The sequence below is a fragment of the Planctomyces sp. SH-PL62 genome (assembly GCF_001610895.1).
Taxonomy (GTDB): Bacteria; Planctomycetota; Planctomycetia; order Isosphaerales; family Isosphaeraceae; genus Paludisphaera.
This window is the reverse complement of the sequence record NZ_CP011273.1, coordinates 1,344,863-1,365,807: the sequence shown is the minus strand read 5'-3', so window position 1 is coordinate 1,365,807 and position 20,945 is coordinate 1,344,863. Positions and strand designations below refer to the sequence as shown.

General features: G+C 68.3%; 16 protein-coding genes. 11 read left to right on the top strand and 5 right to left on the bottom strand.

Annotation, left to right across the window (positions count from 1 at the left end):
* Positions 1–219 precede the first annotated feature (219 nt).
* From VT85_RS05310 to VT85_RS05300, 3 genes are all read left to right on the top strand, one after another.
* A complete protein-coding gene (locus VT85_RS05310) occupies positions 220–1,149 on the top strand; it encodes a PcfJ domain-containing protein (protein ID WP_197491102.1) in 930 nt (309 codons plus the stop codon).
* 89 nt (positions 1,150–1,238) lie between these two features.
* Complete coding sequence (locus VT85_RS05305; protein WP_197491101.1) at positions 1,239–2,096, top strand: alpha/beta hydrolase family protein; 858 nt, start codon at positions 1,239–1,241, stop codon at positions 2,094–2,096.
* A gap of 60 nt (positions 2,097–2,156) precedes the next feature.
* The gene (locus tag VT85_RS05300; RefSeq protein WP_068411598.1) at positions 2,157–3,383 is read left to right on the top strand and encodes a hypothetical protein; all 1,227 of its coding nucleotides are present in this window, start codon (positions 2,157–2,159) and stop codon (positions 3,381–3,383) included.
* A gap of 15 nt (positions 3,384–3,398) precedes the next feature.
* On the opposite strand, the gene VT85_RS05295 is transcribed toward VT85_RS05300, so the two are convergent.
* Positions 3,399–4,292: a sulfurtransferase gene (locus tag VT85_RS05295; protein ID WP_068411595.1), complete on the bottom strand. Its 894-nt coding sequence runs from the start codon at positions 4,290–4,292 to the stop codon at positions 3,399–3,401.
* A gap of 312 nt (positions 4,293–4,604) precedes the next feature.
* Here VT85_RS05295 and VT85_RS05290 point away from each other — a divergent pair, with 312 nt between their 5' ends.
* Positions 4,605–5,444 carry a DUF2934 domain-containing protein gene (locus tag VT85_RS05290; RefSeq protein WP_068411593.1) on the top strand — a complete coding sequence of 280 codons (840 nt, stop codon included), beginning with the start codon at positions 4,605–4,607 and terminating at the stop codon, positions 5,442–5,444.
* A gap of 108 nt (positions 5,445–5,552) precedes the next feature.
* Here VT85_RS05290 and VT85_RS05285 read toward each other — a convergent pair whose 3' ends face one another.
* From VT85_RS05285 to nifJ, 3 genes are all read right to left on the bottom strand, one after another.
* On the bottom strand, positions 5,553–6,356 hold the full coding sequence (locus tag VT85_RS05285; protein WP_068411590.1) for a TrmH family RNA methyltransferase: 804 nt from the start codon (positions 6,354–6,356) through the stop codon (positions 5,553–5,555).
* A gap of 494 nt (positions 6,357–6,850) precedes the next feature.
* Positions 6,851–7,858 (bottom strand): dihydroorotate dehydrogenase-like protein, encoded by a 1,008-nt coding sequence (locus VT85_RS05280; protein WP_068411587.1) that lies wholly within the window; start codon positions 7,856–7,858, stop codon positions 6,851–6,853.
* The gene (nifJ, locus tag VT85_RS05275; protein ID WP_068411584.1) at positions 7,855–11,433 is read right to left on the bottom strand and encodes a pyruvate:ferredoxin (flavodoxin) oxidoreductase; all 3,579 of its coding nucleotides are present in this window, start codon (positions 11,431–11,433) and stop codon (positions 7,855–7,857) included. The genes VT85_RS05280 and nifJ overlap by 4 nt, the downstream gene beginning before the upstream one ends.
* A gap of 474 nt (positions 11,434–11,907) precedes the next feature.
* Here nifJ and VT85_RS05270 point away from each other — a divergent pair, with 474 nt between their 5' ends.
* Both VT85_RS05270 and VT85_RS05265 read left to right on the top strand, forming a co-directional pair.
* The gene (locus VT85_RS05270; protein WP_068411581.1) at positions 11,908–14,742 is read left to right on the top strand and encodes a fused MFS/spermidine synthase; all 2,835 of its coding nucleotides are present in this window, start codon (positions 11,908–11,910) and stop codon (positions 14,740–14,742) included.
* Between the two features lie 88 nt (positions 14,743–14,830).
* Complete coding sequence (locus VT85_RS05265) at positions 14,831–15,373, top strand: TlpA family protein disulfide reductase (RefSeq protein ID WP_068411578.1); 543 nt, start codon at positions 14,831–14,833, stop codon at positions 15,371–15,373.
* A 30-nt stretch (positions 15,374–15,403) separates the two neighbouring features.
* Here VT85_RS05265 and VT85_RS05260 read toward each other — a convergent pair whose 3' ends face one another.
* Positions 15,404–16,195, bottom strand: coding sequence for a hypothetical protein (locus VT85_RS05260; RefSeq protein ID WP_068411575.1), 792 nt, complete (start codon positions 16,193–16,195; stop codon positions 15,404–15,406).
* Between the two features lie 839 nt (positions 16,196–17,034).
* Between VT85_RS05260 and VT85_RS05255 the strand changes: the two genes are divergently transcribed.
* From VT85_RS05255 to csrA, 5 genes are all read left to right on the top strand, one after another.
* A complete protein-coding gene (locus VT85_RS05255; protein WP_068411571.1) occupies positions 17,035–18,147 on the top strand; it encodes a DUF1559 domain-containing protein in 1,113 nt (370 codons plus the stop codon).
* 110 nt (positions 18,148–18,257) lie between these two features.
* Positions 18,258–18,767, top strand: coding sequence for a hypothetical protein (locus tag VT85_RS05250; RefSeq protein WP_068411566.1), 510 nt, complete (start codon positions 18,258–18,260; stop codon positions 18,765–18,767).
* A 189-nt stretch (positions 18,768–18,956) separates the two neighbouring features.
* Positions 18,957–19,244: a hypothetical protein gene (locus tag VT85_RS05245; RefSeq protein ID WP_068411563.1), complete on the top strand. Its 288-nt coding sequence runs from the start codon at positions 18,957–18,959 to the stop codon at positions 19,242–19,244.
* A gap of 798 nt (positions 19,245–20,042) precedes the next feature.
* Complete coding sequence (gene fliW, locus VT85_RS05240; protein WP_068411560.1) at positions 20,043–20,525, top strand: flagellar assembly protein FliW; 483 nt, start codon at positions 20,043–20,045, stop codon at positions 20,523–20,525.
* 132 nt (positions 20,526–20,657) lie between these two features.
* Positions 20,658–20,927, top strand: coding sequence for a carbon storage regulator CsrA (gene csrA, locus VT85_RS05235; protein ID WP_068411556.1), 270 nt, complete (start codon positions 20,658–20,660; stop codon positions 20,925–20,927).
* Positions 20,928–20,945 lie beyond the last annotated feature (18 nt).

Here is a 20,945-nt window from a genome sequence, read left to right as displayed (position 1 = left end):
CTCGACCGAACCTCCGGCAAGCCGAGGACGAAGTTCCTCCGGTTTCTTAATGACGTCCGCGCTCGCTCCGACTTGCTGAAGATCGGCCGCCATCGGAATCACGCTGAGGCCGACTGGCTCGACGTCCTTCTGCGGGGGATGCTCGCCCTCTCCCGGTGTCGCCGAGATTGGATCAGGCCGGTCGAATCGTGGAGGCCGGAGGGGACGAATCCGATCCCCTTGTTCTCCTCGCTCGCGCATCACCTGACGGCCGAGTACCCGGCGCCGCCGGTCCTGCTCTCGGCCTGGTTCATGAGGGACGATTGGGAGGGCCTGCGATCGCGCCGCTGGTTCCTTCAGGCCGCTCGGGGCGTCAGTTTGCGGGAGATCGGATTTCCGATCTCGCTGACCCGTCGCATGGCCCACCGGCTCGCCCACGCCCCGGCCCACTATCCGATCGATTTCGCGCTGCGATGGGCGCAGGTCCGAGGTCTGGGCGGTTCGGACAGCCTGGCCCGGGCCGTGGCCTCCACGCGCCTGGGCGGGGCGTTCGAGCACGAGGAGTTCTGGTCGTCCGCGATCCAGTTCCTCGTCGACCACCCGGGAGTCGATCCGACGGCCGTCGGATCGGTGGTGGAGTACCTGCAAGATCAGAAATATGAATGGCGATCGGTCCTGATCGGCGAGGGGCCCGAGGAGGTGGAGGTCGACGTGGAGGCCCCGCAGCCGAACCTTTCGCTGAAGGGTTGGACGGCCGACTCGCTGCTGAGGCGGGTCGCGGCCTGGAAGGCGGAGCGAAAAGCAAGGCTTGAGCGCGTGCTGATCCGATGGGACCGATCGTCCATCGGCGAATTCGAGTGCGAGGACGAATCGGGGCGCAACTGGTCCGTCCGGGAATTGCTCGACAGCCACACGCTGGCCTCCGAGGGGAAGGCGATGGAACATTGCGTCGCCACCTATACCGACCCGTGCGCCAGGCGGCTGACGACGATCTGGTCGATCCGGGTCGAGGCGTCCGGCAGCTGGATGCGGTCTGCGACGGTGGAGGTCGAGCCGACGAGCCGCGAGATCGTCCAGGCGAAGGCCAGGGAGAATGAGGACCCCGCCCCAGACTGCCGGGCGATCCTCATGCGATGGGCCGAGCGGGAGGGGCTCAAGCTCGAAACCTGATGCGGTGGGCTCTGGACGGGAGCGGCGGGGTATGATCCGCTCTTTCGTCATGGGGGCCTGGGTCGGCCCCCGTTACCCGAGCCTGGGGGATGATGATGCTGAGAGTTCTCTCCACGGTCGCCTTGATCGCTGGGCTCGCCGCGGCCGTCCACGCCGAGGAGCCCCGGGCGTTCCCCGGGACCGCCAGTCAGTGGAACGGCTTCGTCCGTCATGACTTTCGGGTGGACGGGGTCGATGTGATCGTGGTCGAGCCGCGGACGCCGCTGGCGGGGAGGCCCTGGGCCTGGCGGGGCGAGTTCTTCGGAGCCTATCCCAACGCCGACGTCGAACTGCTGGGGAAGGGCTGGCACCTCGCCTACATCTCCGTCCCGAACCTGTTCGGGTCGCCCAAGGCGATGGCCCGCTGGAAGACGTTCCACGACGTGATGGTGAAGCGACACGGGCTGGCCCCCCGGCCGGCCCTGATCGGCCTGAGCCGGGGTGCGCTTTACTGCATGGCCTGGGCGGCGGCCCATCCCGACGAGACGCTGGCGGTCTATCTCGACAACGGCGTCTGCGACTTCAAGAGCTGGCCCGGCGGTCGCCCTAAGGGATTGGGGACCGGCTCCGGCTCTCCGGAGGAGTGGGCGAAGCTGCTGCGGGCCTTCGGCTTTCGAAACGATCAGGAGGCCGTCGCCTACGGCGGCAATCCGGTGGACCACCTCAAGCCGCTGGCCGAGGCCCGAATCCCGATCCTCCTCGTTTATGGAGACGCCGACGTCACCGTCCCCCATCGCGAGAATTCGGAGATCGTCTACGAACGCTACCGGGCGCTGGGGGGGCCGGTCGAGCGGATCATCAAGCCCGGAGCGGACCACCACCCCCACGGATTGACCGATCCCGGGGCGATCGTCGAGTTCCTCGACAGGGCGTGGCGGGAGCGAGGTCGACGCCCGGAAACTCCGTGAATTCCGGCCGTCTTTCCACCTTTCACGCGCCCGATGTACGCTTGCGAAAGGATTTTGAGCATGAGCCAGACCATGGGGAATTCGGCGGCGTCCTTCGATCGGCGGACGTTCCTCGGCGCCGCGATGGGATTCTGCGGGGCCTCGATCCTCCCGTCCCACGCCGTCGCGGCTCGGAGGGACGCCCCCCGCCCCTGCCCGCCCGAGGCGTGGAAGAAAGGGCCGGTGGTCCTTGGTCGGGAAGGCGGGCCCGGCGACGGTTGGGTGCAGAACTTCACCTGCCCGGCCGAGCCCCTGGATGGGGGACGCTGGCGGCTCTGGTACTCGCTGACCGATCCCAAATCCCGATACAACGTGGCCGTCGCCACGGGAGTCCCGGGCGAGCCGATGGAGCGCCGGGTCGCGACGCTATCGGCCGGCGAGCCCCAGGACGCCGCATTCGCCATCGGGAATCTGCCGGAAGGCTGGAACCCCGTCCAGCCGGTCCACCTCGAACTGCCTGGGGGCCGTCATCGACTCTACTTCTGGGCGCACGGGCCGGGGGTCGGCCGCTACCTGGCCGCCGAGAGCGACGACGGCCGGCGCTATCGCGTGCTCGACCCGCACCGGCCCTGCCTCTACCATGCGTTCGACCGCGCGGTCTCCGGCGAGGCGGCCATCGAGGCCGGCCTGGCCCGCCACGCCCGCAGGTCGTCCTCGAAGCCGCCAGGTGAACCTTCCGCCCCGGGCCGCCTGATCTCCAACGACGTCGCCGACGTGTACCGCCTCCCCGACGGCGGGTATGAGATGTACTCGGTGGGCCTGCTGGACGTGCCCAGGGACGACCCCCGCTACATCGCCCACGACAACGCCCCCGGGCTGATCCGGGTCATCGACCGCCGGACGAGCGACGACGGCCTGAACTGGTCCGCCCCCCGGCGAGTGCTGACGCCCGACGAACACGACCCGATCGATCAGCAGTTCTACTACCTGTCGGTCACGCACACCGACAAGGGGAGGATCGGGATGCTGGGGCATTACCGCGTCGAGGCCCAGACGATGGACCTGGAGTGGTGCTTCTCCGAGGACGGCATCGTCTGGGAACGGCCGCTCCGATCGCCGTGGATCCCTCGTGGAGCGCCCGGCGAGCCGGACAGCTACGGGATTTACGCCCCGAAATCGCTGGTCCGGCACGAAGGCCGGTGGTGGCTCTTCTACACCGGGGTGAACTCCTCGCACAACGGCAAGCAGGCGCACGGCGAACCGGGGAGCGTCGTCCTGTCGACCTCGTGCGACTCGATCTGGGCGTAGGGGCGTCCGATCGCGTCAGTCTTTCGAGCCGGTCTCGATGGGAGTGTCTTCGGCGTTGCCCCAGTCGGCCCAGCTTTCATAATAATTCCTGGATGGGTGGCCCAGGCGCTCGAAGACGTAGGCGTCGACCGCCGCGCGGCCGCCTCCCTGGCAGTGGGTGATGACGGGCTCTCCCGGCTTCACCCCGGCCTTCACGACCTTCTCGCGAATCTCCTCAAGGGGGAGGAAGCGGCCGTCGGGCTTGACGAAGTTCTTCCACTCCAGATGGCAGGCGGCGGGGACGTGGCCGCCTCGCTTAGATTTCTTGTCCTCGCCCGTATACTCGGCCTCGCTCCGGGCGTCGATGATCCGCGCGGAGCGGGCTTCCACGGCGGCGAGCACCTCGGCGCGGGAGGCCCGACGACCGGCGTGGAACGACACGGGGAAGGGCCGGGGCGCCACTTCGGGCGCTTCCTGAGAGACGGGCCGCCCCTCGGACGACCAGAGTGCGAAACCGCCGTCGAGGAGGCCGACCCGCTCGACTCCCAGGTAGCCGAGCAGCCACCAGACGCGAGCGGCGTCGAGCTGGCGGTTGTCGTCGTAGACCAGGACCGTCGTCTCCGGCCCGATCCCCAGGGGCCGGATCCAGGTCTCCCACGACTCGCGGTCGGTCAACGCTCCGGGCTGGGCGGCCCTCGCCGCGACGGCCTTCGGGTCCACCCAGACGGCCCCCGGCAGGTGGCCCTTCTCATACTCCCCCTTCGCCCGGGCGTCGAGGATGCGAAGGTCCGGCGCGCCCAGGCGGCCCTGGAGTTCTTCGAAGCTCGCCAGCGAGGCTCTCGCCCCCGGTTTCGCGGGCTGGTCGGTCGGCGGTACGAACGCGGCGGAGGAGATGGCCAGGACGAGAGGGGTGAGGATCGTCGGCATCATGATTGAGTCGCTCTCCGGGTCCGGGGATGCGGCGGCGGGCCGTCACACGGTCGGCCCGGCGAAGGGGAGATGTCCGCGCCATCGTCCTCTCGACGCCTCTCGGCCGTCAAGGTCGCCCCGGAATGTCATTCGTCCTGGGGACGCCGACGACCCGAATCGGATTGGGGGCCACCTGGAGGTCGGCCTCTGATCCTACGGCCGCTCTTTCTGTGAAGTCGCGTTAGGTTTATGATGGGGCCGGCAGGGTTTCGGGGACCGTCCGCGCCCGGCCGATGAGTACGGAAACGCGTCGAAGGGACGAGGGATCGCGCGATGCAGCCTACCTGGGAACAGATTCAGCGTGCCGCCTATGAGCGTTGGGAGCGGCGAGGCTGGGCTCACGGGGCGGACCAGGACGACTGGGCCGCCGCCGAGATGGACGTCGCCTTCCAGATGAACTACCGGCCCGCGGCCGAGTATCCCCTGGCGTCGGCCGAACCCATCGTGGTCGGCTCGCGGTCCCAGACGCATTGCCGCTATTGTGAGCGAGCTGCGCCGAGGGCCAAATTCTCGAAGGCCCGGCTGATCGTGCCGGCCGCCGTGGGCGAGACCTCGCTCTACACCGGCGAGATCTGCGACGAGTGCCACGCGCAGTTCGCCGGGGCCATCGACGAGGACTTCGCGAAGTTCTGGCGGTCCCTCGACGACGGAGCCTCGCCGCCCGCGACGGTCTCGATCGGCGCGTACAAGTCGCTCGTCCGCATGGCGATCGCGATCATGCCGGCGCGCGAACTCGGGCATTTCGCCGACACCCTGGAATGGGTCGGCAATCCCGACCACGACTTCGACAGCTCGCTGTTTTCCGGCACCGGCTGCCTGGTCTACCGGACCCACTCGGCGCACGCGATCCCCTGGGTCTCGCTCTCGCGGCGGACGGACCCGGACGCCCCCCTGCCCTACGCGGTCTTCGTGCTGGTCTCCGGCTTTCACGTCGTCGAGATCGCCCCCCCGCTCTGCGCTCGGGACCAGGACCAGGAGGAAGCCGACCTCAGCCTCCCCCCCCGCTCGTTCACCACGGGCTTCGGGGCCGACTCCCGCACCGCCATGCGCAGGCTGCTCCCGCTGGAGCGGAACGACCGCCCTCGACGTCGCGGGATGCGGCTGTTCGCCTGACCGCCCATCGCATGAATGCGCAAACACTTAGACCCAGATCGATTCCAAAATATTCGATAATTGAGGCAACGAGCCGATCGCGCCGGCGAGGGGGCCGGGTCCGTCGGCTCAATCCCCGTCGCGACGGCTGAAGTGGTAGAGCAGGATCGCGGCGGCGGTCGAGACGTTGAGCGAGCTGGCGCGGCCGTTCATCGGGATCGTAACGGCGTGGCGGCATCGCGCCAGCCAGTCCGGGTCGACCCCGCGATCCTCGTCTCCGAGGACCAGGCCCACCCGGCTGGGTATCTCGACCCGGCCGAAGGGGGTCGCGTGGTCGTCGGCGACGGCGGCGAGGAAGCCGACGCCCAGCGCCGACTCCAGTTCCGAGGCCAGGCCGAGCAGGTCGTCCGCGACGACGATCGGGACCCGGAGGGTCGAGCCCATCGAGACCCGGAGCACGCGGCGGGAGAGCGGGTCGGGGCAGGACGAGCCGGCGAAGATCCCGTCGACTCCGAATGCGTCGCAGAGCCTCGCGATCGAGCCGACATTCTCCGGGTTGCTGATCTGGGGGCAGATTGCGAAGGTCAGAGGACCTTTCGAAGTCCCCCAGAGGGCCCGCCAGTCGGGTCGGGGAAGACGACGACCGCAGGCGAGAGCCCCGCGGTGGAACGGGAAGCCCACCAGGTCATGCACCTTCTCGAACGGCACGACGTAGACCGGAACCCCGTCCGGGATGGTCGCGGCGAGCCGGTCCAGGTGGCGATCGGTGACGAGCACCGAGGCGACCGGGAAGCGGCTGGCGATCAACCGTTCGACGAGCTTCTCCCCTTCAACGACGAAACAGTCCAGGTCGCGCGTGGCGTTCGTCGCCTTCAGCGAGCGATAGACCGCGAGTCGGGGATCGTCCAGATCGTGAATGAGTTCGGAAATCATGTGGGCCTGTTCTCTTGAGGTCCGGCTCGCCGTCGCTGGGTTACGGGGAGGCGTCATGTCGGGCGGATCCGCCCCGAACGGTCGCCCAGGCGTTCGATCCGTCGGGTCCGGTCGTCTCGCCGGGATGCGGCGGTCCGAGCGCCGGGAGGACTCCGCGATTGGCTTGGTTCGCAAGCCTCGGCGAACGGAGCCATCGGCCGCAACATCTTTACCATAAAGTCCTTCCGCTGAAAACTCCGGGCCGCGTATTGGCTTCGTTCGGCGGTTTTGATCTCGTTTCGCTTGCGTCCTTCGTACTCCATCCGTCGATTCGGGGGGAACGTTCGCTGCCGGGGTTCGACCAAGGCGGACCATCCCCATATGGAGAGTCTGTACGATACCGATGAGAAGTGAGGAACGGCGGGAAGATTCCCATGGGCCGGAAGTGCGGTGGAGAGAAAGGAAAAGCCCCGAGCGAAGCGATCATCGCACGGGGCTGGGGGCGTCTGAGGGATTTACTCGGAGTCGGTGCTGTACGAGACGATCGTCTTGACGTAGTTGGCACGTTCGAAGGCTTCGGGGTCGGGAATGTTGCGCTGGCTCATCGAGCCCTTCATCTGTTCGACCGACTCGTACTCGTTGTCGTCCAGCCAGCTCCGCATGCCGAACAGGATGGTGCCGAGGAGGGAGGGGCCGGACTGGAGCAAGGCCGAGGTCATCATGGCGACGTCGGCCCCGGCCAGCACCAGTTTGATGACGTCCTCGGCGGTGTGGACGCCGGTGGTGGCCGCGAGCGACTTGTCGAAGTACGAGCGGAGGATGGCGATCCAGCGCAGGGGGAGCCGCAGTTCGTCGCTGCTGCTGAGGACGAGCCGGGGCTGGACCGACAGGCTGGGAAGGTCGATGTCCGGCTGGATGAATCGGTTGAACAGCACGAGGCCGTCCGCCCCCTCGTCGTACAGCCGCTTCGCCATGTTGGGGAGCGAGCTGAAGAAGGGGCCGATCTTGACCGCCAGGGGGATCTTGACCGACTTGCGGACGGCGGCGACCAGGCTCAGATAGCGCCTTTCGACGTCGTCCGAGGTCAGCTCGGGGTGGGTCGGGAGGTAGTAGATGTTCAATTCGAGGGCGTCGGCCCCGGCGTCTTGCATCAACTCGGCGTAGTGGGTCCAGCCGCCGGTGCTGGTGCCGTTGAGGCTGGCGATCACAGGGACCGTCAGTGCGGCCTTGGCCTGGCGGAGGTGGTGCAGGTAGTTGTCCGGGCCGGTGTGATACTCCTCCATCTCGGGGAGGTAGGTCTGGGCCTCGGCGAACGACTCGGTGCCGTATTCGTAGAGCTTGTTGATCTCGTCTTCCTCGCGGACGATCTGCTCTTCGAAGAGCGATGGCAGGACGACGGCCGCCACGCCGTTTTCCTCAAGCTTGATGAGGGTCTCGAGCTTGCCGGTGAGCGGGCCCGCCGAGGCGACGAGGGGGTTCTTCAGCTCCAGGCCGAGGTACTTGGTCTTCAGGCGGGCGCTCATCTCGGGTTTTCCTCCATCGGGTTGAAGGTCCGCTCGACGCCGGCCATCTGCTCGTAGAAGCGCCAGCGCTCGTTGATGTCTTCCTGGGCCATCGCCAGGAGCTTCTCGGACTGGGTGGGGTTGGCGCGGGCCAGCATGGCGTAGCGGCCTTCCTTGAGGGCGAACTCGCGGAACGGGGTGGTCGGCTTGCGGCTGTCCAGGTGGAACGGCTTGGCGCCGGCGACGGCGGTCCGGGGGTCGTAGCGGTAGAGGGGCCAGTAGCCGGTGGAGACGGCGTCCTTCTGGTGGGCCATCGACGTCGTCATGTCGATGCCGTGGGCGATGCAGGTGCTGTAGGCGATGATGAGCGAGGTGCCGGGATAGGACTCGGCCTCGCGGAACGCCTTGAGCGTCTGCAAGGGGTTGGCGCCCATGGAGACGGTGGCGACGTAGACGTTGCCGTAGTCGACGGCCATCATCCCCAGGTCCTTCTTGCCGACCGTCTTGCCGCCGGACGCGAATTTGGCGACCGCGGCGCGGGGGGTGGACTTGGAGGCCTGGCCGCCGGTGTTGGAATAGACCTCGGTGTCGAGGACGAGGATGTTGACGTCTCGGCCCGTGGCCAGGACGTGGTCGAGGCCGCCGAAGCCGATGTCGTAGGCCCAGCCGTCGCCGCCGACGATCCAGACGCTCCGCCGGATGAGCGCGTCGGCCACGCCGCGCAGGGCGATCGCGCGGGACGAGTCCTCGCCGGCGAGGGCCTGCTTGAGCGCCCCCACCCGCTCGCGCTGGGCGGCGATCCCGGCGTCGTCGAGCTGCGGAGAGCCGAGGATCTCGCGGACGAAGTCGTCGCCCAGATCCGGGGCCATCCGCCGGACCAGCTCGCGGGCGTAGGTCTCCTGCTGGTCGACGGCCAGCCGCAGGCCGAGGCCGAACTCGGCGTTGTCCTCGAAGAGCGAGTTGCACCAGGCCGGGCCGCGGCCGTCGGCGTTGGTGGCGTAGGGGGTGGTCGGGAGGTTGCCGCCGTAGATCGACGAACAGCCGGTGGCGTTGGCGATGATCGCTCGGTCGCCGAAGAGCTGGCTCATCAGCTTGATGTACGGGGTCTCGCCGCATCCCGGGCAGGCGCCCGAGAACTCGAACAACGGCTGGAGGAGCTGGGAGCCCTTGACGACCTCGATCTTGACCTGGGTCCGATCGGCCTCGGGGAGCGCGAGGAAGAAGTCGAAGTTCGCCCGCTCACGCTCCAGGTGGTCGAGCTTGGGCTCCATGTTGATGGCCTTGTGCTTGATCACCTGCTTGCTCCGCGCCGGGCAGACGTCGACGCAGACGCCGCAGCCGGTGCAGTCGTCGGGGGCGACCTGGACGGTCAGCCGCGAGCCGGGCATCTCCTTGGCGGAGAACGGCAGGGAGAGGTAGCTATCGGGAGCCCCGGCCAGGGCGGCTTCCGGGAACGCCTTGGTGCGGATCGCCGCGTGGGGGCAGACCAGGGCGCAGAGGCCGCACTGGATGCAGATCTCGGGGTCCCAGATCGGGATCGTGATGGCGATGCTGCGCTTCTCGTACTGGGCCGTGGCGGTCGGGAAGGTGCCGTCGACCGGCAGGGCGCTGACGGGGAGCAGGTCGCCCCGGCCCTCGATCATCATGGCGGTGACCCGCTTGACGAAGTCGGGCGCGTGGGCCGGGACGGCGGGGACGCGGCGGACGTCGCCGGCGATCGCGTCCGGGACCGTGACCTCGTGCAGGTGGGCCAGGGCGTGGTCGACGCCCGCGTAGTTCTGCTGGAGGACGGCGTCCCCGCGCTTGCCGTAGGTCTTCTCGATCGCGTGCTTGATCTCGGCGATCGCCTCGTCGCGGGGGAGGACCCCGGAGAGGGCGAAGAAACAGGTCTGCATGATCGTGTTGATGCGACGCCCGAGCCCGGCCTTCTGGGCCACCGCCTCGGCGTCGATCACGTAGAACCGGAGCTTCTTCTCGATGATCTGGCGCTGGGTCTCGATGGGGATCTTGTCCCAGACCTCGTCGGCGCCGTAGGGGCTGTTGAGCAGGAAGGTGGCGCCCGGATCGGCGGACTCCAGCACGTCCATCCGCTCCAGGAAATTGAACTGGTGGCAGGCGACGAAGTTGGCGTTGTAGACCAGGTACGACGACTTGATGGGCCGGGGGCTGAACCGGAGGTGGGAGACCGTGACCGAGCCCGATTTCTTGGAGTCGTAGACGAAGTAGCCCTGGGCGTGGAACGGGGTGTTCTCGCCGATGATCTTGACGGTGTTCTTGTTGGCGCCGACGGTCCCGTCGCTGCCGAGGCCGAAGAAGATGGAGCGGTGGACGTCGTCGGCCTCGGTGCTGAAGCTCGGGTCCCACTTGAGGCTCAGGTGGGTGACGTCGTCGATGATGCCGACGGTGAAGTGCTTCTTGGGCGCCTCGGTCGCCAGCTCGTCGAAGATCCCCTTGATCATCGCGGGGGTGAAGTCCTTGGACGAGAGCCCGTACCGGCCGCCGAAGACGCGGGGGGTCGGGGCGTCGCCGGCGCGGTCGGCCCAGCCTTCGGCGAGCGCGGTGACCACGTCCTGATAGATCGGCTCGCCGATCGCGCCCGGCTCCTTGGTCCGGTCGAGCGCGGCGATCCGCCGGGTCGTGGTCGGGAGGGCCGCGAGGAAGGCCTCGACGTCGAACGGCCGGAAGAGGCGGATCTTGACGACGCCGAGCTTGCGACCCTCGGCGTTGAGCCTGGCGACGGTCTCCTCGAGGGCGCCGCAGCCGGAGCCCATGGCGACGGCGACGTGCTCGGCGTCGGGCACCCCGAAATACTCGAACAGCTTGTAGGAGCGGCCGGTGAGGGCGGCGAAGTCGTCCATGGCCTGTTGGACGATCCCGGGGACGGCCTGATAGTAGAGGTTGCAGGCCTCGCGGGCCTGGAAAAAGACGTCCGGGTTCTGGGCCGAGCCGCGGAGGATCGGCCGCTCGGGGGAGAGGCCGCGATCGCGATGGGCCTGGACGAGGTCGTCGGGGACCATGGCGCGGAGGTCGTCCTCGGAGAGCTGCTCGAGCTTGTTGACCTCGTGGGAGGTGCGAAAGCCGTCGAAGAAGTGGAGGATCGGGATCCGGGCCTTCAGGGTCGCGGCCTGGGCGATCAGGGCGAAGTCCTGGACCTCCTGGACGGTGTTCGAGCAGAGCATGGCCCAGCCGGTGGAGCGGGCGGACATGACGTCGCTGTGGTCGCCGAAGATCGAGAGGGCGTGGGTGGCCAGCGATCGGGCGGCGACGTGGAAGACGGCCGACGTCAATTCGCCGGCGATCTTGTACATATTGGGGATCATCAGCAGGAGGCCCTGCGAGGCGGTGAACGTCGTGGTCAACGCTCCCCCTTGCAGGCCGCCGTGGCAGGCGCCGGCGGCGCCCCCTTCGGATTGCATCTCGATCACGGTGGGGACGACGCCGTAGATGTTCTTCCGTCCCACCGCCGACCAGGCGTCGGCCAGCTCGCCCATCGTCGAGGAGGGCGTGATCGGATAGATCGCGATGACCTCGTTGGTCGCGTGGGCGACGTGGGCCGCCGCCTCGTTGCCGTCGACCGTCACATACTGCCGTTGCAAGACGGGCCTCCTTCGACACGTTTTCGGGCGTCGAGATCGTCCCGCCGCCGTCGCCCGTTGCGGGCCGACGCGACGCCAGGTCTCGACGAATCGCTGAAGCGCCGGGCTCTTGGAGCGGGGGCTTCCTCGTGGCTGATCTGGATTCCGCGCATAAAAAAAGCCCCCGGCGCGCGTCGGACGACGTGCGTTGGGGGCGCTCATAGCCTTCAGACACTCCGACCCGCCATGAGTCGGAGGTGACATATCCAGGTGTACCGCGCGCCGGGGCCGGCGTCAATCGAGCCCGCGCCGGCCGGCCTTCGGATCGGTCGCGCGGCGACGGTCGCGAGGTTCGACGGGCGTCGGGTACTCGGTTGTGGAAGCCGGCCGCCGGGGATATCGTGGAGGCTCGTCGCGTGACGAAGACACACCAGTTCCAGGGACGGAACTCCTCACGCCGAAACAGGATCGGCGACCTCCCGGAGAGCCTCCCGCATGGCCGGCCTGGCAGCTCGCACCTCCCCCTACGCCCTGGCGTTCTTCAGCAGCCTCTGCATCATGATCCTGGAGCTGGTCTCCAGCCGATTGGTGGCCCGCCACGTCGGGTCGTCGCTGACCGTGTGGAACAGCGTCATCGGGATCATCCTCGGCGGCATCTGCCTGGGGAACGTCCTGGGCGGCCGCCTGGCCGACCGGGTGGAGCCCCGCCGTGCGGTGGGGCCCCTGTTCGCGCTCGGGTCGTTCCTGACATTCGGCGCGCTGGCGGTGAACGCGACGATCCCGTCGATCGTGCCGTCTCCTCAGGCGATCAACTGGGAACTTCGGACGATCCTGGTCGTCACGCTCGACTTCCTGCTGCCGGCGACGGTGCTGGGCATGGTGGGGCCGGTGGTCGCCAAGATGGCCGTCGAACTCTCGCGGAAGGCCGGCAGCGCCATCGGCGACGTCTACTTCTGGGGCGCGGTCGGCTCGATCGTCGGGACCTTCCTGGCGGGCTTCGTGCTGATCTATCTGGCCCCCACCTCGGTCATCGTCCTGGTGGTCGCCGCGGCCCTGGCCCTGCTGGCCGCGATCCTCGATCCGACCCCCGCGGTGCGTTCCCTGGCGACCGCGACGGCCGCGCTGTTCGGGGCGGCGTCGGTCGGCCCGCTGGTGCGGACGCTCGGGATCGGCGGGATCGACCTGGGGGGCTATCAGCTCAATTATCTGGCGGTGCTGGGAGGCGCGGCCTCGCTCGCGATGGCGGTCTTCGCCGCGAGGGCGCTCTGGGGCGCGCCTCGGGCGGTCTCGGAGGGGGTCCTCCAAGGAGACGAGGCCCACGAGGACGGCCCGCACGCGAGCCTGAGAGACCTGGCGATCCTGGCCTTCATCGCCAGCCTGGCGTTCATGGCGATGGAGATGGTCGCCGGCCGACTGGTGACGCGTCACCTGGGGTCGAGCGTCTACGGCTGGACCAGCGTCATCGGCGTGCTGCTCGCGGGCCTGAGCGTCGGCAACTATCTGGGGGGGCGGGTCGCCAACGGGATCCAGAATGAGAAGCAGGCGAGCTGGCTGTTCCTGATCTCTTCGGTCGCCATGCTGCTCATCCTCTTCCTGGACAACCAGCCGCAGTGGTTCCGCGAGTCGCTGGAGAACGGCCCGAACCCGAGCGTCCTCAGCCACGCGATCGTGTGGAATGAATTGGACCTGCCGGGGATGGGACCGATCCCCCTCTCCTGGCCCTTCCGCGTCTTGCTCGTGGTGTTCCTGGTCTTCTTCCTGCCGGCGGTCACGATGGGGACGGTCAGCCCGGTGGTCGCCAAGCTCGCGGTGGACCGGCTGCGACGTCACAAGCGGACGGGGACGGCCATCGGCCAGGTCTACGCCTGGGGCATGGTCGGCAGCATCCTCGGCACCTTCCTCACGGGCTTCGTCCTGATCGACGTCCTGGGGACCAAGGGGGTGCTCCTGCTGCTCGCGGCCGTCCTGGCCCTCACGGCCACGATCCTGGGATCGGTCCTGCACGCGGTCTGGGCGGGCATCCCCCTGGGCCTCTGCGTCATCGGCTTCCTCCCGATGCAGTGGACCGAGAAGATCGGCGAGGAGTGGAGCATCCGCGAGCCGGTCGGCGACCCGAACACCACACAGGATGCGCTCGCCTACGCCGATGAGAGCAACTACTACTACATCAAGGTCAACAACGAGCCCGAATCGGGGGGCGTGCAACTCCGCACGCTGGTCCTCGACAACCTGATCCACGGCTATTTCATCCTCGGCCATCCCGAACGGCTCGACTACGACTACGAGCACATCTACGCGATGGTCGCCTACCGCTCCGCCAAGGCGTCGGGCAAGATCACCCGGGCGACGCCCGCGTCGTCCGCGACCGCCGCCGAGGGCGGGCCCCTGCCCGATCAGGTCTTCGCGGACGCCCAGCCCGGCGGCACCAAGCCCCCCGAGTTGAAAGCGGCCGTCGGCGAGTCCGACGTCGCGCCGGCCGACGAGGTGATCCTCGAATCGCCGTCGAAGTCGTGGATGCCCAGGATCGAGAAATCGACGCTCAAGACGCTCTTCCTGGGGGGAGGCGCCTACACCTTCCAGCGGCACGTCCAGCACGTCTATCCGGGGACCGAGGTGGACGTCGCCGAGATCGATCCGGCCGTCACCCGCGCCAACCACGCGGCGACCGGCCTCCCCGTCGACACTCCGATCCACACCAGTTGGGGCGACGCCCGCCAATTCGTCGAGCGAAACCAGGACGATAAGCAGTATGACATCGTCTTCGGCGACGCCTTCAACGACTTCTCCGTCCCCTGGCACCTGACGACCCGCGAGTTCAACGAGAAGATCGCCAAGATGCTTGCCCCGACCGGCGTCTACATGATCAACATCATCGACGCCTACGAGTCCGACGCCATCGCCCTCAAGAAGGCCGAGAAGCGGATCGAGACCCAGAAGATCGTCGACCCCGACCAGCAGGAACGGGTCCGCCGGGAGCACCTGGCTGCGGCGCACCGCTTCGGCGGCTTCCTCGGGTCGTGGACCGCCACCGCCAAGCTGACCTTCCCGCACGTCTACATCTTCGGCACGAGCAACGAGACCGGCGAAGGCCAGCGCGAGACGTTCGTCGTCGTGGCCGCGAAGCAGCCCCTCGACCTCGCCGACCTGGGCCGTCGCGACGACGACCCCCGCTTCTTCCAGAAGCGCCAGAAGACCGTTGCAGCACCCTACGGACCCGACGACGAGAAGGCCGTGCTCGAAAGCCGATCGCGGGGTATCATCCTCACCGACGACTACGCGCCCGTCGAGAACCTGCTGGCCCCCGTCGCCGAGACCCGCGGCCAGGATTGAACCGAGAGAAGGCCATGACCGACGAATCCGCCCCCCAGCCCCCGCCCCGCCGCCGTCCCCGGCGGGCCGGGACCGCCCCTGGCTCACCATGGCCTTCGTCCTCGCGGCGTTCTGGGTCGTGTACCTGATCGTGGCGAGGCCGGGGCGGATCGACGACCTCGACGCGCCGGGCCCCGGAACGGCCGTCCCCTACGATTGGAAGCTCGAGGGCCTCGACGGAGCGCCGGTGGAGTTCGCCTCGTTTCGGGGCAAGACCCTCTTCGTGAACGTCTGGGCGACCTGGTGCGGCCCCTGCGTGCGCGAGATGCCCTCGATCGCCCGCCTGGCGGCCGAACCGGACCTCCAGAAAGGCGACGTCGCGTTCCTCTGCATCGCCACGGACGATTCGATCGAGGACGTGCGGCGGTTCGTCGCCGGCAAGGACTGGCCGATGACGATCCTCCACGCGCGGGCGCTCCCGCCGGTCTTCCTGACCGATGGAATCCCCGCGACGTTCTTCGTCTCGCCGGACGGACGCCTCGCCTACTCGCGCGTCGGGGGCGCGGAGTGGGACGCTCCCGAGGTCGTCAAGAAGCTGCGCGACCTGGCGGCGTCGCCGCCGAAGGCCCCCACGGCCCCGCCGGCGGGTTGAGGCGAACAAGCCCCGCGCGGCGGATCGACCTCAAGAGGTCCGCAGCGGCGGCGGCTCGTGCAGGAACAGCCGGCATTCCTCGTCGGCCGCCTCAGGGGTCGTCGCGCCCGGCAGCCAGACGCCGCGCAGGCGGCCCCGGAGGACCACCCCTTTCTCCAGGTCGTAGCCGAAGAGCGCGTACTCCACGTCGGTCGCCGTCCCCTCGACGGTCTCGACGACCACCCTTGAGAAGTCCTCGGGGTGGACGAATTCGAGATAGGCGGACGGGGAGTCCGTCGGCTGGAACAGGAGAGGACGGCCCGGCCCCGCGACGGGGAGCGTCTCCAGGACGGCGAGCGTCTCGGCCGTCTCGCGACCGTCGTAGCTCATGCCTGCCGAGGCCCGGTCCCGGGCCGTGACGAACCGGCGGCGTTCGCGCGCGCCGTCCGGCCCCGAACGGGTCCCGACCAGGACCTCCATCCGGCGCAGCTCGCCGACGGTCGACGTCGACGCCTGCACCTCCAGATCCAGCCCGCGACCGTCCCGACACGGCCCCCAGGCGGCGCGCACGGTCAGGCCGTTCCAGCCGGCCGGCTCGAAGGTCGCCAGGACCCGGGAATGGAAGCTCTCGACGCCCACGAGGGATTCGGGCGTGAAGACATGGCCGTCCCGCCGACCGGTCGCGGCCAGTCCGCGGAGCACCAGGCGTTCGCCGCCCCCCCGCCCCCCTCGCAGCCCGTATCGGCCGTCGACGAAGCCGAGGGTCCAGTCGTCCCCTCCCCAGCCGATCACCCAGGCGTCGCCGGATCGCCGCCAGGTCGTCTCATCCCGTTGCTCGGCCACGTGCCACCCGCTATCAAGACAAAAACCCCGGCGACCCGGGTGATCTCGGGTCGACGGGGCCGGAACAGAGAAGAGGCCGGATGATCGAGGCAGACGCCTCGGCCGATCGAAGACGCGCCTGGCAGACGGCGGCACGACCGACAAACTCTAAAATACTCTCCCCACCCGCATTGTCAAGGGTCGATCTCGCATTCTCGCAGCGATCCATCCCGGCGCCCTCGGCCGCCCCCCGCCCCCACGTCATGCGCCTTCGGTCTAAAAGGGCCACCGCGATGGCGAAAATTCTTCGCGGCGCCCGCCGTCCCGTCTCCTAAGCTTCTCGGATGACGATCGCCAGAAATAGCATGGACTTGCGACGGACCTCCCGATCGACTTCGAAATCATTCGGAGCGTCAGACATGAATAGCCCTTCATAACCTTGGGCGTGGGATGCTTGACAACACCGAAAACCGGCGATAAACAGGAGGAGACTCGGGCCGCATCGCGGGCCGATCGCGTGGCGACGGGGCGGCGACGCGGCCCACATCTCCATGCACGCACATCATCTAATCGCCTTTCATGATTATTCTCTAATACGACATCGGGCCGGACGCTTCCTCTCCCGCTCGGCGGCCACAACGCACCGTGGTTGCATGAAGGACTCCAGGCTTCCGCTTACTCAAGCAATTGAACGGCTCCCCGCCGGGCGCGGCGACTTCGTGCGCCCGGATCGATCCTTGGTCCTCCCCCGAGGGGCGCTCGCGGCGTCCCATCGGCTTCGGCCGTTCTCACGTCCCCGGCCTGCAACGGCCCGGTGCGGCGGGCGGCCTCTCTCGTCACCGTTTCCAGGAGCGATTCTCATGAAGCGACGCGGTTTCACCCTGATCGAGCTGCTCGTCGTCATCGCCATCATCGCGGTGTTGATCGCCCTCCTCCTCCCGGCCGTCCAGTCGGCGCGAGAGGCGGCGCGGCGGGCCCAGTGCACGAACAACCTGAAGCAGATCGGCCTGGCGTTGCACAACTACGAGAGCGCCCAGGGGGCTTTCCCGCCGGGCGCCATCGCCGACGAGAGCAAGGGGAGCGTCTGGGGGGGCTCGGCCGGCGGGAACAACCTGGCCTCGTGGCGAGCGCTGGTGATCCCCCAGATGGAAGGGGGCAACATCTACAACGCGATCAACTTCAACCTGCCCCTGAACAACATCGTCGACAGCTCGGCCCAGTGGACCGCGCTGATGACGGTGTCGACCGCGTGGCTCTGCCCTTCGGACGACAACTACCAGGGACAGTCGCCGGGCATCCGGTCGGCGAGCGGCCCCTGGGGCAACTATCCGAACGGGAGCAGCCCGGTCAATCCGATCACCGGCCAGCCTGAGACCCGGACGATGGTCTCCAGCTACGCCGGCAGCTTCGGCGACAACTACGCGATCGGCGCGCTCAGCGCGGGCCAGAATCCCTGGGAGACCTTCCCCTATCCGCCCACGCTGTCCGCCGGCCAGGTCCGCATCGGCTATCCCGGCTTCTGGGGCACCCGGTACAACGACCAGATCAACGCGGAATCCGGGGGCCAGCTTCGCGGCATGTTCGCCTACCGCATCCAGAGCATCGGCGCCGTGACGATCGCCTCGATCACCGACGGCACCTCCAACACCATCATGGTGGGCGAGGTCCTGCCCGCCCAGACGGCCGACAGCAACTTCTGGAACAACAACGGCTCCACCTTCGGCACCACGATCCCGATCAACTGGCAGACCCTGCGAGCGCCGCTGGACGGCACCACGCCGTTCGGCAGCACCGACTGGCAGAACCGCTTCAGCTATGCCAGCAAGGGGGCCAAGAGCAAGCACCCCGGCGGCGCCAACTTCGCGTTCGGCGACGGCTCCGTCCGGTTCCTCAAGAACTCGATCGCGCTTCCCATCTACTGCGCCCTCGGCAGCCGAAGCGGCGGCGAGGTGGTCAGCTCGGACGCCTATTGATCGCCGGCCGCCCCCGGCCCGCTGCGGGCTGAATCCGCCGCGCGGGCCGGGGGAGCCGCCGATCATCTTCCCCGTCTTCGGTCCCACGTCTCGATTGCAGGACAACTCCGATGTCAATTCCTTCCGCGACTCGTCTCCGCCCCGCGCGACGGGCGACGAGGTTTCTGTTCGCCCCCCTGGCCCTCGCCCTGATCGTCCCCGGCTGCAGCGACGACGGCCTGGGCGATCGGTACAAGGTCTCCGGCACCGTCACCTACAAGGACAAGCCCGTCTCCAGCGGCTCGATCCAGTTCTACCCCGCCGGGGGCGGCGGGCCCGACCAGCGCGGGGCCACCGGCGTCATCACCGACGGCTCCTACACGCTCTCCACGCAGGGGAACGACGACGGGGCGTTCCCCGGCGATTACGTCGTCGCCATCACCGCCCGCAAGCCGGACATGGGGGAGGCGAAGGCCAACGCCGAGAAGATCGGCGGCCTGTATCGGCAAGAGGACGTCGCGAAGGCCTACAAGAAGGCTTCCAGCGACATCCCGACGAAGTACGAATCGCCGGAATCCGGCGGCCTGAAGGCGAAGGTTGAAGCCAAGAGCAACACGATCGACTTCACCCTCACCGACTGAGGGAGGCCGGGCCGAAGCGGCCCTCCTCCTCCCGCATCCCCCATCGGGCCGCCCGCGCCGCGTGATCGACGGCGGGCGGCCCGATTCCGTCCGGCTGGCGGCCTCAGCATCCCCCGGGTTAGAATGCTCGTCGGCGTCAGGGACTCTCGCCGAGGATTCGGCGACTCGCACCCGTTCGGGGCTCGTCCGGTGACCAGGCACGCGGTCCAGTGTTCGTTCCCGAGATGTTCCGAGCCGGCGTCGTACAAGATCGCCGCGCGCTGGAGCGACGGCCGCTTCGCGGAATTGAAGACCTACGGCTTCGCCTGCTCCGACCACCTCGGTCCCGTCTTCCAGGAAGCCGAACAGCGCCAGCAGGATTACCAGGCGGCCCCCAACGAGGTCGTCGAGGAGCTGGCCATCTACCGCTACGAGTCCGGCAAACGCGACCGGCAACTCCAGCGGCTCTGGGGCCTTGAGGACAACTACCGGACCTGACGAGGGCATCCGGTGGCAAAGCTCCCCAGACTCGTTCGCCGAGCGGACTTCTCCCCCACGAAGAGCCGAAAGCGTCGAACCGAAGCCGTCGCGCTCTTTCCTGCCCCGCACGTGGGGGTCGGCGGGGACGAGGCCTCCGCGTTCACGGGCGGACCGAACAGGCGCCGACGTTCGCGTTCGTCCCCCCTTCGTCCGACTCTGAGCGCCAGGCTCCCGCATGACGGGAAGTGAGGCTTGTGCCGGAGGAAGGGGTTGAATGAGGGCCCAAAGCTGCACCCAAGCAAGCGCCCGGTCCAGGGGAGGCGATTCGGGAGCGGAAATGTCCCCGCGCGGTCACTTTGGAGGTGGCCGAGATCGGGTCGGGGCGGATCGTCCGATCGCGCGGCGGGCATGGCTCCGCCGTCATGAGCGGAGCGACCGGCGCAGTCCTTGCGCGGTGCGCGCGGCCTCTGATTTCGGTCGACGCCCGGTAACAAATGCGCCCGGGGTGGGACGATATTACGGTCGGTCAAGCCCGTCTCCCTCGGCGAAGAGATTCGACGGAGGGGCCGATGGGCGGAGTCTGCGGGATGCGTCGTGGCCGCGTGGGGCGGGACGGACGGGTCGCCGGGCGGCCGGAACTTCGGGGTGGAGCGAGTGGGCGCCCGTCGCGGGCGGCCCGACTCGACGCCGCGACGGCCGCCGCACGAACCGACCGGCACGTCGCCTCGGAGCGAGGAAAGCCCGGCCATGCCGAACGACGCTCGAAGGATCGATCAGGCATGCGCCCCGCTCGGCGTTCAAGGAGGTAACCAGGAAGTGAACATCATCACGACCCGTTTCGGTCTGATCCAGGCCCCGGAATCGGAGATCTACAGGATTCCCGAAGGCCTGCTGGGGTTCCGTTCGTACACGCAGTTCCTCCACCTCCCCGATCCGGTCGTCTCGGGTCTGTCGTGGCTGCAAAGCGCGACGGCCCCCGACCTGGCCTTCGGCCTGGTCGCGCCCCCGCTGGCGGTCGGCGACTATCGGATCGAGCTTCGTCCCGGCGACCGGGCGGCGTTGGAGCTCAGCGACGAACGGGCCGCCATGATCTACGTCGTCCTGAACCGCGGCGGCGCGGGGGGGTTGACCGTCAACCTCCAGGGCCCCCTCGTGTTCAATCCGGCCCGTCGATTGGGTAGGCAGCTCGTCCTCACCTCCAGCCGCTACCCGGTGCGGTATCCGCTGGAGACGGGCGCGTCGCAGCCCGCGACCCCGACCCTGCTGCCCGGTCTCACGCCGTTGCGAGCGACTGCGTGACTCCCGCTGCATGTGATTCAGGTATTTACGGGCTTCTCACCATCCCCAGGTTCGTCGTGGTCGCCAAAAGCCCAGGCTACGTGATCGGGGATGGTCACGGGCCTCGTTGGCAGGAGGAAGGAGCCGAGAACGATGCTGGTCCTGTCCCGACACCGCGACGAGAGTATCATCATCGGGGATGACATCGTCATCACCGTGGTCGATATTCGGGGCGATAAGGTCCGCTTGGGGATCGCGGCCCCCATCGAGATCTCCGTACACCGCCAAGAGGTGTACGAAGCCATCCAACGCGAGAACCGCCAGGCGAGCCGACTGGAACCCCAGGAAGCCCGTCAGATCGAACGCCTCACCCCGCCAGTCCGGCGCGACCCCTTGCGTCGCGCCCGTACCGACGAGGTCTGAGCAAGCGGACGATCGAAC

Bases quoted from the DNA above. Each gene is read 5' to 3' on its own strand.
- VT85_RS05250 (WP_068411566.1), top strand. From the start codon at position 18,258: ATGTCAATTCCTTCCGCGACTCGTCTCCGCCCCGCGCGACGGGCGACG.
- VT85_RS05295 (WP_068411595.1), bottom strand. From the start codon at position 4,292: ATGATGCCGACGATCCTCACCCCTCTCGTCCTGGCCATCTCCTCCGCC.
- VT85_RS05290 (WP_068411593.1), top strand. From the start codon at position 4,605: ATGCAGCCTACCTGGGAACAGATTCAGCGTGCCGCCTATGAGCGTTGG.
- VT85_RS05285 (WP_068411590.1), bottom strand. From the start codon at position 6,356: ATGATTTCCGAACTCATTCACGATCTGGACGATCCCCGACTCGCGGTC.
- VT85_RS05300 (WP_068411598.1), top strand. From the start codon at position 2,157: ATGAGCCAGACCATGGGGAATTCGGCGGCGTCCTTCGATCGGCGGACG.
- csrA (WP_068411556.1), top strand. From the start codon at position 20,658: ATGCTGGTCCTGTCCCGACACCGCGACGAGAGTATCATCATCGGGGAT.
- VT85_RS05265 (WP_068411578.1), top strand. From the start codon at position 14,831: ATGGCCTTCGTCCTCGCGGCGTTCTGGGTCGTGTACCTGATCGTGGCG.
- VT85_RS05255 (WP_068411571.1), top strand. From the start codon at position 17,035: ATGAAGCGACGCGGTTTCACCCTGATCGAGCTGCTCGTCGTCATCGCC.
- VT85_RS05280 (WP_068411587.1), bottom strand. From the start codon at position 7,858: ATGAGCGCCCGCCTGAAGACCAAGTACCTCGGCCTGGAGCTGAAGAAC.
- VT85_RS05305 (WP_197491101.1), top strand. From the start codon at position 1,239: ATGATGATGCTGAGAGTTCTCTCCACGGTCGCCTTGATCGCTGGGCTC.
- VT85_RS05270 (WP_068411581.1), top strand. From the start codon at position 11,908: ATGGCCGGCCTGGCAGCTCGCACCTCCCCCTACGCCCTGGCGTTCTTC.